11 protein-coding genes are annotated in these 14,538 nt (G+C 72.4%); 6 read left to right on the forward strand and 5 right to left on the reverse strand.

The genetic code is table 11. The features are described from left to right. Positions 1 to 110 precede the first annotated feature (110 nt). The gene (locus tag EKD16_RS04860) at positions 111 to 2,270 is read right to left on the reverse strand and encodes an elongation factor G-like protein EF-G2 (RefSeq protein ID WP_131097290.1); all 2,160 of its coding nucleotides are present in this window, start codon (positions 2,268 to 2,270) and stop codon (positions 111 to 113) included. 346 nt (positions 2,271 to 2,616) lie between these two features. Between EKD16_RS04860 and EKD16_RS04865 the strand changes: the two genes are divergently transcribed. From EKD16_RS04865 to EKD16_RS04875, 3 genes are all read left to right on the forward strand, one after another. Next, a complete protein-coding gene (locus EKD16_RS04865) occupies positions 2,617 to 3,375 on the forward strand; it encodes a CPBP family intramembrane glutamic endopeptidase (RefSeq protein WP_242677238.1) in 759 nt (252 codons plus the stop codon). Between the two features lie 1,168 nt (positions 3,376 to 4,543). Continuing rightward, positions 4,544 to 5,335 carry an alpha/beta hydrolase gene (locus EKD16_RS04870; RefSeq protein WP_131097292.1) on the forward strand — a complete coding sequence of 264 codons (792 nt, stop codon included), beginning with the start codon at positions 4,544 to 4,546 and terminating at the stop codon, positions 5,333 to 5,335. A 74-nt stretch (positions 5,336 to 5,409) separates the two neighbouring features. Next, entirely contained in the window at positions 5,410 to 6,666 is a 1,257-nt protein-coding gene (locus EKD16_RS04875) for an MFS transporter (RefSeq protein WP_165498494.1), read from the forward strand. A gap of 168 nt (positions 6,667 to 6,834) precedes the next feature. Here the strand turns inward: EKD16_RS04875 and EKD16_RS04880 are convergent, their stop codons facing one another. The 3 genes from EKD16_RS04880 to EKD16_RS04890 form a co-directional block, all read right to left on the reverse strand. Continuing rightward, positions 6,835 to 7,839, reverse strand: coding sequence for a coiled-coil domain-containing protein (locus EKD16_RS04880; RefSeq protein WP_131097294.1), 1,005 nt, complete (start codon positions 7,837 to 7,839; stop codon positions 6,835 to 6,837). 231 nt (positions 7,840 to 8,070) lie between these two features. Continuing rightward, complete coding sequence (def, locus tag EKD16_RS04885; protein WP_131097295.1) at positions 8,071 to 8,628, reverse strand: peptide deformylase; 558 nt, start codon at positions 8,626 to 8,628, stop codon at positions 8,071 to 8,073. A gap of 81 nt (positions 8,629 to 8,709) precedes the next feature. Further along, positions 8,710 to 9,519 carry a nucleotidyltransferase domain-containing protein gene (locus tag EKD16_RS04890; protein WP_131097296.1) on the reverse strand — a complete coding sequence of 270 codons (810 nt, stop codon included), beginning with the start codon at positions 9,517 to 9,519 and terminating at the stop codon, positions 8,710 to 8,712. A gap of 1,020 nt (positions 9,520 to 10,539) precedes the next feature. Between EKD16_RS04890 and EKD16_RS04895 the strand changes: the two genes are divergently transcribed. The 3 genes from EKD16_RS04895 to EKD16_RS04905 all read left to right on the forward strand — a co-directional run bounded on the left by EKD16_RS04895 (position 10,540) and on the right by EKD16_RS04905 (position 13,765). Further along, on the forward strand, positions 10,540 to 11,220 hold the full coding sequence (locus EKD16_RS04895) for a sirohydrochlorin chelatase (protein ID WP_131097297.1): 681 nt from the start codon (positions 10,540 to 10,542) through the stop codon (positions 11,218 to 11,220). A gap of 282 nt (positions 11,221 to 11,502) precedes the next feature. After that, positions 11,503 to 12,423 carry an aminoglycoside phosphotransferase family protein gene (locus tag EKD16_RS04900; protein WP_131097298.1) on the forward strand — a complete coding sequence of 307 codons (921 nt, stop codon included), beginning with the start codon at positions 11,503 to 11,505 and terminating at the stop codon, positions 12,421 to 12,423. Between the two features lie 175 nt (positions 12,424 to 12,598). Then, the gene (locus EKD16_RS04905; RefSeq protein ID WP_131097299.1) at positions 12,599 to 13,765 is read left to right on the forward strand and encodes a glycerophosphodiester phosphodiesterase family protein; all 1,167 of its coding nucleotides are present in this window, start codon (positions 12,599 to 12,601) and stop codon (positions 13,763 to 13,765) included. Positions 13,766 to 13,863: 98 nt separating this feature from the next. On the opposite strand, the gene EKD16_RS04910 is transcribed toward EKD16_RS04905, so the two are convergent. Further along, positions 13,864 to 14,538 (reverse strand): response regulator, encoded by a 675-nt coding sequence (locus tag EKD16_RS04910; protein WP_131102045.1) that lies wholly within the window; start codon positions 14,536 to 14,538, stop codon positions 13,864 to 13,866.

The following is a 14,538-nucleotide window of genomic DNA, read 5'->3' on the forward strand; positions in this document are numbered from 1 at the left end:
CCGCCGTTCGGCTCCGCGGTACTTCCGCGACCCACCCCACCGCCGTTCCCGCCGGGGCGGCCCGGGCAGCCGTCGCCGGCCCGGGCCGCCCGCGGTGCGGCACCGACCGGTCAGCCCGACCCGGCCAGCTCCTGCGTGAATTTCTCGGCGAGCTGGGCGGGCAGCGGGTCGTGGCGCAGGTACGAACGCGTGAACGTGCCCGTGCCGTGCGAGACCGAGCGCAGGTCGATCGCGTAGCGGGTGATCTCCAGTTGGGGGATCTCCGCGCGGATCAGCGTGCGCCCGTTCGCCGTGGGCTCGGTGCCGACCACCCGCCCGCGGCGCGCCGACAGATCGCTCATTACCGCTCCCATATACTCGTCGGCGATCAGCACCGCCAGTTCGTCGATCGGCTCCAGCATCGACAGCCGGCAGTTCTCCGCGGCGTTCTTCAGCGCCAGCCGCCCGGCCTTCTGGAAGGCCATGTCGGAGGAGTCCACCGAGTGCGCCTTGCCGTCGTACAGCGTCACGCGGATGTCCACCAGCGGGTAGCCGGACTGCACACCGCTCTCCATCTGCGCCCGGATGCCCTTCTCCACCGACGGGATGAACTGGCGGGGCACCACACCGCCCACGATCCGGTCGACGAACTCCAGCCCGGCACCCGAGGGCAGCGGCTCCACCTGGATGTGGCAGACGCCGTACTCGCCGTGGCCGCCGCTCTGCTTCACGTTGCGGCCCATGCCCTCGGCCCGTGCGGAGAACGTCTCGCGCAGCGGCACGCGCACCTCGCCGGTCTCGACCACGACGCCGTAGCGCGCGGAGAGCCGGTCCAGCGCGAGGTCGAGGTGGGCCTCGCCCATGCACCACAGCACTAGCTGATGGGTCTCCGGGTTGACCTCCACCCGCAGCGTCACGTCCTCGGAGGCCAGGCGGCCGATCGCCTGGGCCAGCTTGTCCTCGTCGGACCTCGACGCCGCCTGCAGCGCCACCGGCAGCAGCGGTTCGGGGAACGTCCACGGCGGCATGCGCAGCGGCCGCTCCTTGGCCGACAGGGTGTCGCCGGTCTCGGCACGGGTCAGCTTCGCAACGGCGCACACGTCGCCCGCCACGACCTCGCCCACCGGTTCGCTATGCTTGCCCAGCGGGGCCAGCAGCGCGCCGATGCGTTCGTCCACGTCGTGGTCCTCGTGCCCCCGGTCGGCCAGTCCCTGCCCGCATACGTGCACCACCGAATCGGGGCGCAGCGTGCCGCTGAAGACCCGCACCAGGCTTACGCGGCCCACGTAGGGGTCGCTGATCGTCTTGACGACCTCGGCCAGCAGCGGGCCGTCCGGGTCGCAGGACAGGTCGCCGACGGTTCCGCCGGCCGCCGTGGTGACCTCGGGCAGCGGGCGCTCGGGGGGCGCGGGCGTCGCCCGGGGCAGCTCCTCCAGCAGCTCGAGAACACCCGCGCCGCGCAGCGCTGAGACCGGCAGCACCGGGTAGAAGCCCGCTCGCGCGACGGCGGCCTCCAGGTCGGCGACGAGCATGGCCGGGTCGAGTTCCTCGCCCTCCATGTAGCGGTCCATGAGGGTCTCGTCCTCGCTCTCCTGGATGACCCCCTCGACCAGCGCGTCGCGCATCGGAGCCGCCCGCTCGGCCAGGCCCTCGGGCGGTTCGGCCTCGGCGCGGGAACCCGTGGAGTAGTCGTGGTACCGGCCGGAGATGAGCCCCATCAACCCCCGCACCGTGCGGTTCTCGCCCTCCCCGGAGAACGCGGGCACGTAGGCGGGCAGCACGCCCTCGCCGAAGGCCTCGCGGCACTGCTCGACGACCGCGTCGACGTCGGCGCGGTGGTGGTCGATCTTGGTGACGGCGACGGCGCGCGGAATCCCGATGGCGGCGCACTCCTCCCACAGCAGCCGCGTGCGCCCGTCGATACCGTCGATCGCCGAGACCACGAACAGCGCGGCGTCGGCGGCGCGCAGGCCGGCGCGCAGGTCGCCCACGAAGTCGGCATAGCCCGGGGTGTCCAGGAGGTTCACCTTCACTCCGGCGGAGACGACCGGGGCCACGGCCAGGTTGACCGACCGCTTCTGCCGTACCTCGACGTCGTCGTAGTCGCTGACCGTGTTGCCCTCCTCGACGCGGCCCATGCGGGCCGTGGCGCCGGACGCGTGCAGGAGGGCCTCGATCAGCGTGGTCTTTCCGGCTCCGGACGGGCCGACCAGCACGACGTTGCGTATCTGCGCCGGGTGGTCGGCCCTCGGAGCCCTGCCGGTGGTCGCTGGACCGGATTTGTCCGCCATGCTCTGCCACCTTCCTTCCTCGGCCGGGGCGGCGCGAGGGCCGACCCGGGCCGCGCGGCGGACCGGCGGGCGCCGGTGCCCCTGAGGGCGGCCGCGCGGATGGACGCCGAAACCGCGTCCGTGTGACACGGAACACTCTCTACCGTCACCCGTAGCGGCCGATATCACAAGGGGCGTTTTCCAGACACGCCGGGGTAGGGGAACAGGGTGCCGCGGGCGCGACGAGGTGGAAAAGCCCAGCACACAGGGACTGCGCGTAGTGGGCGCGCAGTGGGCGGTCGTCGTGTCGGCGCGGAGATCGTCCGGAATGGGCGGAAGTGCCGCCGCGATCTCTTAGGGTATGCCCGTGCTTTGGACCGAGAGCATTCCCCAGTTCGGCGTCGTGGCCGGTGCTCTGGCGTTTCTCCTGGTCGGATACGCGGCAGCGGGCGAGCCCCTGCTGGGTTGGCGCGCCTTCGCCCGGCTGCGCCGCCGCCGCGACTCCGATCCCGGAGCGCTGGCGCGTTTCTACCGGCTGGCGATGGGCGTACACCTGGCGTGGGTCGCGGCGGTCGTCGTCATCCTGCTCGTGGCTCCCGGAGTCACCCCCGCCCACGTGGGGCTGCGCGCCCCCGTGAACTGGGGGCCGCTGCTGGCGGCCGTGCTCGGGTTCTGCCTCGCTCTGCTCATCGTCTGGCTCATCACCCGCGGCCGGAACCGCTCCGGCTCGGGCGCCGCGCCGCTGCCCTCGGTGCCCGACCCGGGGGAGGGACTGAGCGTGCTTGCGCCGCGCAACCGCCGGGAGCGGCGGTTGGCCGGCGCACTGGCGGTGACGGCCGGTGTGTCCGAGGAGCTGCTCTACCGGGGCCTGCTGGTCGCCTTCGGCGTCGCGCTGGGCCTACCCGTGTGGGCGGCGGCGGTGGCGGCGTGCGTACTGTTCGCACTCGCCCACCTCTACCAGGGGTGGTGGGGCCTGGTCGGCCCCGGCCTACTGGGCGCCCTGTTCATGGTCGTCTACCTGGGTACGGGGAGTCTCCTCTTTCCCATCGTCTTGCACGTGGTCCTGGAACTGCGCTCACTGCTGCTGACCGGCAGCGGCCGCCGCCATCGGGCCCGCGCGCTGTAGCAGGGGGCGGCGTGGGAGACGGGGGCGGGGCGGCGGCTCGGGTCCGCTGGGCGGCCTTGTCGGTCTGCCGGGTGGCGGGTGGTCTTCGGGAAAAGCGGCGGCGACGGTGGCGGATGGCCGGGCCTGCGCCCAACGGGCCGGGGGCCCGCCGGTGACGGCGGCCGACGGGGCGGCGACGAGCGCCGGGGGCGCCGCCCGGTTGTCGGCGCGGGCCTGATGCGGGGCGGTCGGCGGCGGTCATGTGGCCGGGTCGGGGCCACGAGATGCACGTAGGTGCGGCGGCATCGGCCTCGGCGCCGCCCTGAGGCGCCGCCCACGCACCGCCATTCCGCGATGCGAAAGAACCCGGGGTGTTTTGTCCACCAGTGCCCGAGTTCCCGGTGGGCCCGCGCCCGCGCTGCGGCGGCGGTGGCGCACGAGGCGCACCGAATGGCGCGAAAACAGCCCCCGACGTCAACTTTTCGTGTGTCTCGTGGTCGCTGCGCTGGCCGAGGGCGCGCGCAAAACGGGCATAGGCCTCAAAGGTCGGCCTCATCGGGGGGTGAGGCTCCCGGCGGCGACGCCCGGGCGCCACGAGCGACGTGTCGTCGCCCCCCGGCCCCCGACCGGGCGCACCCCGGGCCGCGCGAGCACCCGCGACCGCGCCCCGCCGCGCGGGGCCTCCGGCCTGCGCGGGCCCGGCCGGAACACGGCGGCGCCTCCCCGGCCCCGCGCCCGCTATGTCCGATGTCTAGGAGTCGGCCGCGGCGATCGTGGCCGAATTCCCAAAGAACGCCGCTGGATTTCGTCATACGGGCACGATCGCCGCGTCGCCCTGCGACATAGCGGACACACGGCCCCTCCCTGACACCCGCACCGCCCCTCGTCGCCCACCGCCACCGCCACCGGCGAGCACCCGACCCGACGACCGCAGGCCCGGCCATCCGCCACCGTCGCCGCCGCTTTTCCCGAAGACCACCCGCTGCCCGGCAGACCAACAAGGCCGCACAGCCAACCCGACCCGCCGATCCGCCGACCACCGCCACCGGCGAACACCCGACCCGACGCCCGCTGCCCCGGCCCCGCCGGCCGTCGGCGGTCCGGGGGTCGCCGGGTGGTGCCTGCCCCCCGGCGTGCGTTCGGGCCTGCCGCCCTGCTGGGGGCGGAGGCCATCGGGCAGGATGGTGGGGTGACTAACGCGCTCCATCCCTCAGCCCCGGAACGGCGGCGACTCACCACATCGGACGGTATCGACCTCGACTCCGCGCTGATCCGGGGCCAGGGAGATCGCACCACCGCGATCATCGTGGCGAACGGATTCACCGGTACCTGGCGCAGCCCGGGAACGCGGATGATCGCCGAGCGGCTGCTGCCGGTCGGGGACGTGATGACCTTCGACTTCCGGGGCCACTACGAGTCGGGAGGGCTGTGCACCGTCGGCAATCTGGAGGTGCACGACCTGGAGGCCGCCTGCGCGCACCTGCGGGGCCTGGGCTACACCGACATCGCCTCGATCGGCTTCTCGATGGGCGCGGCCGTGGTGGTGCGCCACGCCGCGATGTTCGGTGGTGTGCGCGCCGTCGTCGCCGTCAGCGGACCCAGCATGTGGTACTACCGCGGGACCCCGCGCATGCGGCTGCTGCACTTCGGCGTGGAGCGGTCGATCGGGCGGTGGTTCCTGCGGGTGGCCCGCCGCGTGCGTGTCATCGACAGCCAGTGGGACCCCATTCCGCCCGACCCGACGGAACTCGCGCCCGGGATCTCCGCGCCGCTGCTGATCGTCCACGGTGACGCCGACACCTACTTTCCGGTCGAGCACGCCCGGAGCCTCTACAGTGCCGCGCCGGAACCCAAGGAACTGTGGATCGAGTCGGGCATGGGGCACGCCGAGCGCGCGATGACGCCCGAACGGGCGGAGCGGGTCGCCGACTGGCTCGCCCGCAGCACGGGCCCGGAGCCGGACGAGGGCGGCCCCGCCTGAGCGGCTAGTGCGGTCGGGGCCGGGCCACCGGCTCGGCTTCGCCGTTTCGGGGGCGGCTGCGGTAGAAAGAAATGATGGTGAATTCCTCGGATGTCCGGATGAATCCGGGTTCGGGGCGGTCGCAGCTCGGGCTGCACGGATGGGCGTTCCGGCTGCTGGTGCTCGCGACCGCGCTGACCTTCGCGGGTTTCGTGCTGCTGCTGCCCGTCGTCCCGCTGTGGGCGAGCCGCGGCGGCGCGGGCGAGGCGGCCGCCGGAGCCACGACATCGGTCTACATGCTCACAACGGTGCTCACCCAGCTGGTCATGCCCTGGGTGCTCGACCGAGGCGGATACCGGTGGACCTTCCCGGTGGGCGCATTGCTGATGGGTGCTCCGGTCCCGCTGCTGCTGCTCACCGACGACCTCGCCCCGATCCTGGCCGTCTCGGCGGCGCGCGGGATCGGGTTCGGTATGGCCACCGTGGCCGGGTCGGCGCTGGCGGCGCGGCTGGTCGCGCCTGCGCAGCTGGGCCGCGCCACCGCCTACTACGGGCTGGCGGTGGGGTTGCCCAACGTCTTCTTCCTGTCGACCGGCGTGTGGGCGGCCCTGAACCTCGGTTTCGCGGCCGTGTTCTGGTTCGCCACCGCCACCACGCTGGTGGGCGCGGTCGCCGCGGCGGGGATCTGGCTCCTCGTCGGCGACCGTACGGCGAGCGACGGCGACGGGGAGACGGCGGGCGCCGGCGCGGCCGAGTCGCCCGGCGGCCTCCGGCTCTCCCGCCGACTCGGGATTCCGCTGCTGGCGATGCTCATGCCGTCCGTCGCCTCCAGCGCCATCGTGACCTTCCTGGCCATCCCGCTGTCCCAGGCCTCCACCCTGGTCTTCACCGCGCTGCTGGCCTTCGGCGTGCTCTCGGTGTGCGGACGCTGGGCGGCCGGCGCCCTCAGCGACCGCAGGGGGCGTCCGGTGCTGCTCGTGCCCGGTAGCACCGCCGCAGTCGCCGGCATGGCGCTGACCGCCGCGGCTCTGTGGCCGGCGGGCGCAGACTGGGCGGGCCCCGGCGCCCTCGGTGGGACAGCCGCCGTCGCCGGGGCCGCCCTGTTCGGTGCCGGGTTCGGCGCCGTGCAGAACGACACCATCGTCATCATGTTCCGCCGGGCGGGCGCCCGCGCCTACGGCACGGCCAGCGCGGTGTGGAACATCGGCTACGACGCCGGGACGGGACTCGGGTCGCTGTTCCTGGGCCTGGGCATCCAGGCTGCGGGTTACGGCCCCGCCATCGCGGTGACGAGCGCGGTCCTCGCCGCCTGTCTTCCGGCGGCGGTGTCACTGGCCCGGCGCGCCGGCTGACGGCGCGGGGACACGGCGCGCCGGGCGCGGCGTCCGCGGCGTCGGTTTCCCGGACGGGCGGTGCACCGAGGCCGGTCTTCCGCCCCAGGGCGAGACCGCCGGCGGACCTGAGCCGACGCCCCCGGCTCACCCACCGAGTGCGGAACGCGGGAACGCGACGAAACGCCACTAGTACGACGAGACGTGCACGTGGTCGTAGTGGTTGGCCGTGATACTGCCGCGGTCGTTCATCATCTCCCAGCCCGCGCCGGGGTTGGCGGAGTGCCAGATGCGCTGCTCCCAGATCACGTACTTGACGCCCAACCGGTCGGCGTTGGCCTGGGCGTACTCGGCGATCTGCTGGCCGAGCCGCTGATTGGCCCCCGACGGCATGGCGCCGCCCGCGCTCATCATGAAGTCGCAGGCCTGGCCGCTGCCGTGGTCCTGGGGGTCGCCCGGGCGCAGGCAGCCCACGGGGTAGGGCGCGCCGAACCTGCTGACGATCTCGTCGCGGATCGCGGCCATACGCGGAGTCGCGCCTTCCCAGCCGGGGCCGATGGCGCTGTCGGGCACCGAGCCGGTGCCCGGCGTCCCGGAGCCCGAGCCGGATCCGCCGCTGGGGGACTCGGGGACCTGCTCCTCCTCGTATTTCTTGATCTTGGCCAAGACCTCGTCGCGCTGGGACTCCAGCTGCTCGACGAGCTCTTCGGCGTCCTCGAGCTTGGCGTCGGCGTTCTCGACGGCTTCCTTGCGCTTCTGGCGCGTCTCGGTGAGCTCGGCGACCTTGTCGCCGTGGTTGGCCGAGACCTGGCTGGCCACCGCCGCGTTGTCCAGCATGTCCTGCGGGTCGCTGCTCATCACCACCTCGATGGCGGGGTCGAGCCCGCTGCCCATGTACTGGGCCGCGGCCAGCCCGGCGACATCCTCGCGGACCCGCTTCAGCTCGTCCTCGACGTTCTCCAGGCGCTTCTGCGCCTTGTTCACGTCTTCCTTGGCGTCCTCGAACTGCAGCAGCTCGGTGTCGTACTCCTCCTCAAGGGAGTCGGCGCGCTCGTTGAGCTCGTCGAGGCTGGGCTCGTCGTCCTCGGGGTCGGCGTACGACGAGGTCGCGGGGAGCAGCAGGACGGCTGCGACGGCGAGGCTGGGCAGCAGGAAAGCGCGGCGGCGCTTCCGAGGGAGTGCTGATCTGTGCATGAATGTCACCTGATGTCGGGCGCGGGCCGGCTGAATGGGGGAGGGGTATACCGGGGCGCACGAGGCAGAAGGGGTAAGAGGGTCCGCGCGGGGCTGAAGCAGACGATACGAGATCGTGTCGTTATATGCCTAGCGCCGGACTGAGACTACCCGCCCGGCGAGCCGGGTGCCGACGGCGGCCTATTCCGGCCGCGGCCTGCGGATACAAGGGCGGGGCCGCTCCAGCGGTGCTCAGGCGGGGCCGCCCAGGCCGCTGGGCAGGGTCGGGGCCGCGGGCTGCGCGGTCTCCTGGGAGTCCAGGAACCACGTCGACCGGCGCACCGCACGCATGGCCGCGCGCCGGGTGTCGCGGTCCAAGCGGTCGAGGTAGAGCCTGCCGTCGAGGTGATCGACCTCATGCTGCAGGCAGCGCGCCATCAGCCCTTCGCCCTCGACGGTGACGGGTTCGTTGCGCAGGTCGACGCCGGTGACGACCGCGCGCATCGCCCGCCGGGTGGAGAACGACAGTTCGGGCACCGACAGGCAGCCCTCCTCGCCGTCCTGGACCTCGTCGGACAACTCGGCGATCTCGGGGTTGATCACGTAGCCGATCCGGTCGTCGACGTTGTAGCTGAACACCCGCAGTCCCGAGCCGATCTGCGTGGCGGCGACCCCGGCGTGGCCGGGCTCGTCGACCGTGTCGAGGAGGTCGCGGACCAGCGCCTCGGTGTGCCGGCCGAACGAGGTGACGGGGGTGGTTCGGGTCACGAGAACGGGATCGCCGAACAGGACGATGGGGCGCTTGCTCATGGACTCCAGGTTATCCGGGCGCGCCGGCGCCCGGCGCTGCCGACCGTCGGCTCCCACCGCCCGCGCAGGGTGGGCGTGCGCTCAGGCCGGCTGGGGCCGGAGGGCGTCGTCCAGCACCATCTCGATGTAGTCCAGCGCGGCGCGCCGGCGGTCCAGCGCGCTCTGGTAAAGCGAGGGCAGCCGGCTCCCGCGCCGTACCCGCAGGCATTCGTTGACGATGCTTTGCCAGCGCTCCGGGAAGGCGTGCAGGGCGTACGTGCCCGCCCCGGACTTGGACGTGATCTCGCCGGTGCGCAGGGTGAAGTGCAGTCGGCTGACGCTGAGCACACTCCACGAGGGCGCCAGCGAGCCGAGCGCGGCCAGGCCCCGGGGGGTGACGAGCCGGCCGGCCTTGGCCCGCCAGCGGCGCCAGTGCTCGTCGAGGTTGCCGAACGACCAGGCGCGCAGGCTGGCCGGGTTGTCCCACACGTCCAGTTCGACAGGGAGGGGGCCGCGCACGGTGACACCGCGCTCGGCGAGGACATGCCAGGTGACGGGGTTGACGTCGGGGCCGCCCCGCAGCTTGAAGCGCCCGCCCAGCACCGAGGACACCGGACCGCACTCGGCCGGGTCGTCGGCCAGGTCGTCCCAGGTGACGTGGATGCCGTTGAGCTGCGGGCGCGGCAGTTCGGCGCGGGTGCGCGCGTGGGCACGGCGCAGCGCGTCGTTGTCTTCGCCGGTGGCGCGACGGGAGGTGACCACCACGAAGTCGACGTCGCTGGCGTGCTGCCGGAAGTCGCCCAGTGCGACCGAACCGGTCAGGTACAGGCCCTGGACCAGCCCCGGCGCCTCTTCGTCCACGTTGCGCAGAAACGCCTGAGCCAGGGTCTGCACTCGCGGGTGGATCGCCATGTGGTCTCCAGTCGTGGTCGTACTCGGTGGCGTGTATGCGGTTCGCCGCCGGGGGAGCGGCGGCGGGGCCCACGCAGGTGCCGGTCGGACGTCGGTGGCCGGATCCGGCCGCGCGTGCGCGGTGGCGGATGCGGGGCGCATTCCGCTCGGTTCAACGTATGACCAGGTCGTGTCCCTGATTCCACAGTCTGAGAGGCGAGGTGGCTCCTGGCAAGTGATCACGCCGGATCCGCATCCAGCCTCCCGCGCGGGGGTGGTAGCAGGCAGTGGGCATGGAGTGGTGCCTCCGCCCTTGTTCGCGGATCGTCGATATGTTAGGAGATCGCGTGGTCATCCGCGCGGTGCGGCGACCCGTTCACGTCCCGACCCGTGTTGTACTCGGCCCCCGGGGCGAATCGCGCCGCCAGGTGTCCCCGCCCCCGCGCTGCGCCTTCTCCGCGGCCGGTGGGAGTCCGCACCGGCCGCTCTTCCAGGGATTTCACCCGATCCCGGGCATCGGCCGGAAACCGCCGTGTATTCCCCTCGCGCGGGTGGCCGATTGTTTGCACCTGCATTTGCATGCCCGGCCAATCTTAATGCGGATGCCAATGGTGCGCCATTCGCGGAACCGGGATTGCACGCAAGACAGTCGATCATCATTATCCGAGTCGGCGGCATCTGTAGAGAACTCCGGTATCGAACGCCGGCGCAGGCGCCTGTGCTGGCACTCGTTCCATGTGTCCCGGGTCTCCTCGGAAAAGTGACGCGCGCGACTGCCGCGCCTATGGAAAAGAAGAACGCGAACGGTTAACATCTCATGTTGTGTGAGCGTACAACCGGTCAGTATCTGTGAACCCCGTCAATGGTGGAACACCGTTCCAAGGCGTCCCAGTTCTCGAACTTTACCCTCAGTTTAGTGTGCTCATCCCCGTTCTTGGGCTCTGTTTTCGCGTGCGTAACACGAGGTCATTCGGGCGAAACCGCCGATCCCTAGGGTCTCGTACCAGGATCGGCGTTATCGGCGATTTCAAGGAGATGGATATGGTGCCGACCATGGTGCTCGTTGCGGACGACTCTCAGGACACCGACCGCAAGGAGGCTCTCCGGGACCTGGCCGACGCCGTCGCCGAGCGCGGGGAGGCCCCCGTCGTTCGGGCGTTCGGGTCCGGCAGCGAGGTGCGCCGGGCCGTCCACTCGGTCGAGGGGCCGATGGTGGTGGTTCCGGCATTCGTCGCCGGCGGCGACTTCGCCAGCGCTCAACTGTTCGCCGGACTCGACCTCGAAGGCCGCTTCGACGCCTGCCCGACCGCCCCGCTGGGAGCTGTGCCCTCGATGGTGGCCGACCTCGCGGGCCGGCTCTCGGCATCCGGCTGGACCGACGGCGACGGCGTGGTGCTCGCCGCCGACGGCAGCACCGGCCAGGACGAACGCCAGGCCGTGACCGACGTCGCCCGCATGCTCAGCCGCCGACTCGGTTCGCCGGTGCAGGTGGGCTACCTGAACTCCTGGGCACCCTCCGTCGGCGACGCCGTGGAACGGCTCCAGCGCAACGGCCGCGAGCGTGTCGCCGTCGCCGCCTGGCGGCTGGTCGAGGACCGCGACTACGACCGCCTGCACGAGATGGGCGCCGCCTCGGTCACTGCGCCGCTGTGGCCCTCCGAAATCGTGGTCGACAGCCTGCTGGCCCAGCACCGCGCCGCCAAGGCCCGCCTGGCGGCCTGAGTCGAGCGCCCGCGCCGCCGGTCGGCGCGGGCGCGGCCCGAACCGCTCCGGCCCTCGGATGCGGGTGCCGGTCAGCGCCGACCGGCACCCGCACCCGAGGGCGCGGCGCCGGCCTGCACGGCCCTGGCAGCGTTTCGTGGACGCGGAGGGGCAAAGCGGCGCTTCGGCGGGTAGGTCCGCCGGTGCGTCCCGCCACTGCAGCCGCGCACCGAAGGCTCGGGGTGGTCACAGTCCGGCAGCGCGCAACAGGTCAACGATCAGACCGATGTACGAGGTGGGCCCATGAGCGACGTCACACAGCAGTTGGTCGACGAGAAGCAGAGGGAGCGGCTGATCCGCAGGTTCGGCACCGGCGCCGCCGACTGGCTGGCCGACCTGCCCGCCCGCGTCGAGGAGTTGGCCGCACGATGGCGGCTCACCGTCGAGGGGCCGGCGCCGCACGGCCGCACGTCGGTGGTGCTCTTCTGCCGCAGGGCCGACGGTACCCCGGCGATCCTCAAGATCTCCCCCGATCCCGGACTGGGCACCTCCGAGGCCCGCGTGCTGCGGCTGTGGCAGGAGAGCGGGCGGGTGCCCGCCGTATGGGAGGTCGACCCCGACCGCGGCGCCGTACTGCTGGAGGCCGTCGGCACCGGCCGCACCGTCGCGCTGGTGGGCGAGGTTCCCGACATGGCCGACATCGCCGCGCTGATCGCCGACCTGCACGCCGTGGACGTCCCCTGCGACGAGTTGGGTGAGCTGCATCCGCTGGACAGCCGGATGAACTTCATCTTCGACATGTGGGAGCACGAGCGCAACAGGGGCCCCGCCGCCGACCTGATCCCCACCTCGGCGCTGCACCGCGGCCACGCCCGCGCCCGCGACCTCTCCAACGCCGAGGAGGGCCTGGTGCCGCTGCACGGCGACCTGCACCCCGGCAACGTGCTCTACGGCGGCGCCGAGCGGGGTTTCGTCGCGGTCGATCCGCGAGCGTGCGTCGGCGACGGCGCGGCCGACGCGGTCGACTGGGCGGTGTGGCAGGCCGACAGCCTGGAGGAGGTCGAGCGGCGCGTGGCCGTGCTCTCGGCGGGCATCGGCGTCCCCGGCGACCGGCTGCTGGCCTGGTGCCGCGCCTGCGCCCCGCTGTTCGCGGTGGCGGCGGCCAACCGCGGCCGCGCCGATACGCCGCACTTCGCGATGCTGATGCGGCTGGCGGCGGGCTGAGGCCGCGGGCGCGGCCGGTCGAAGGCGCCCGCGGCGAGGGCATGACGGCCGCGGGGAGCCGCGCGTTCGGCGGGGCGTGGTGCGGAGTTCAGGCGCGGTGCAGCTTTGCGACGCGTGCGCCGGAGAGGCTTCTGCTCCGTTGGTGTTCGCAACCGCGGAATTCGAAGGAGCCCCGATGCGACGCACTGCGACCGCTGCCAGACGCCTGTCCCTCACCGCTCCCGTGCTCGTCCTCGCCCTGGTCGCCGGTGCGGCCCCGGCCGCCGCCGAACGGCATGGCGCCGACCACGGCCACGGCCACGGGCACGGCCACGGGAGGGGCCACGGCCACGGAGACGGCCACGAGCGCAGCGGCCCCGACGCCCTCGTCGACACCCCATGGGTGATCGCCCACCGCGGCGCGTCGGCCTACCGACCCGAGCACACGCTGTCCGCCTACCGGCTGGCAATCCGCCAACGCGCCGACGTCATCGAGCCCGACCTGGTGCCCACCTCGGACGGCCATCTCGTCGCCCGCCACGAGAACGAGCTGAGCGGCACCACCGACGTCGCCGACCATCCGGAGTTCGCCGACCGCCGCACCACCAAGACCATCGACGGCAACTCCGTCACCGGTTGGTTCTCCGAGGACTTCACCCTCGAAGAGATCAAGACGCTGCGCGCGGTCGAGCGCATCCCCGACATCCGCCCGCGCAACACCCGCTTCGACGGCAGGTTCGAGATCCCCACCTTCGAGGAGGTCCTCGACACCTGGAAGCGGGGCCGGCGATTCGACCGGGATCTGCAGCTCATCCCCGAGCTCAAGCACGGCGGGTACTTCGACTCCATCGGCCTGGACACCGAGAAGATGCTCGCCGAGACGCTGCGCGACCACCGCCTCGACGACGCGGACTCTCCGGTGATCGTGCAGTCGTTCGAGCCCGAGAGTGCCCGCGAGGTCGACGAGCGCGTCGACACCAGGGTCGTGCAGCTGATCAGCGGCGCCCAAGAGGAACTCACCACCGGCGAGGGGCTGGACCGGATCGCCGAGTACGCCGACGCCATCGGCCCCAGCCTCACGTGGGTGCTGCCCGTCGGCGAGCACGGCCGGGCCGGCGATCCCACCGACCTCGTCGCCGACGCCCACGAGCGCGGGCTGCTGGTGACCCCCTACACGCTGCGCAGCGAGAACGCGCACCTGCCCGACGGCTACGACCGCGGCGGCGACCCCACCCGGTACGGCGATTTCCTCGCCTACTACGTCGCCGTCTACCGGACCGGCGTCGACGGCGTGTTTAGCGACAATCCGGATCACCTGCGCTGGGCCCGCGACCTGCACCTGCGCATCGAGCGCCGCCGCTGACCACCCGCCCGAGGGCGGTCACCGACCACCCCGCCCAGCTCCGCTCCGCCTTCGCGCGGGGCGGGGCGCAGCGGCGGGTTCCGGGCCGGCCCGCCGGCTCACCCCTTCTCGAACCGGTAGCCCATCCCCGCCTCGGTGATGAGGTACAGCGGGTGCGCGGGGTCGGGTTCGAGCTTGCGGCGCAACTGGGCCATGTACACCCGCAAGTAGTTGGTCTCGCTCTGGTAGTTGGGGCCCCACACGTCGTGCAGCAGTTGGCGCTGGCTGACCAGGCGACCGGCGTTGCGCGCGAGCACCTCCAGGATGTGCCACTCGGTGGGCGTCAGCCGCACCTCCTCGTCGCCCCGCGTGACCCGCTTGGCGCCCAAATCGACGGTGAACGCCGAGGTGGTCACCACCGGCGCCTCCTCCACGTGCACCGACCGGCGCTGGGCCGCGCGGATGCGGGCCATCAGCTCGTCCATGCCGAACGGCTTGGTGACGTAGTCGTCGGCGCCGGCGTCCAGGGAGCGCACCTTCTCGCTGGCGGAGTGGCGCGCCGACAACACGATGATCGGCACCGAGGTCCACCCGCGCAGCCCTTCGATGACCTCGCCCCCCTCCATGTCGGGCAGGCCCAGGTCCAGAAGCACCACGTCCGGCTGGTGCTTGGCTGCCGCCCGCAGCGCCGTGGCGCCGTCGAAGGCGGTGTCGACCTCGTAGCCGCGCGCACGCAGGTTGATCCGCATGGCGCGGATGATCTGCGCGTCGTCGTCGACGACCAGGATGCGCAT

The sequence above is a fragment of the Streptomonospora litoralis genome (assembly GCF_004323735.1).
GTDB classification, from domain to species: Bacteria; Actinomycetota; Actinomycetes; order Streptosporangiales; family Streptosporangiaceae; genus Streptomonospora; species Streptomonospora litoralis.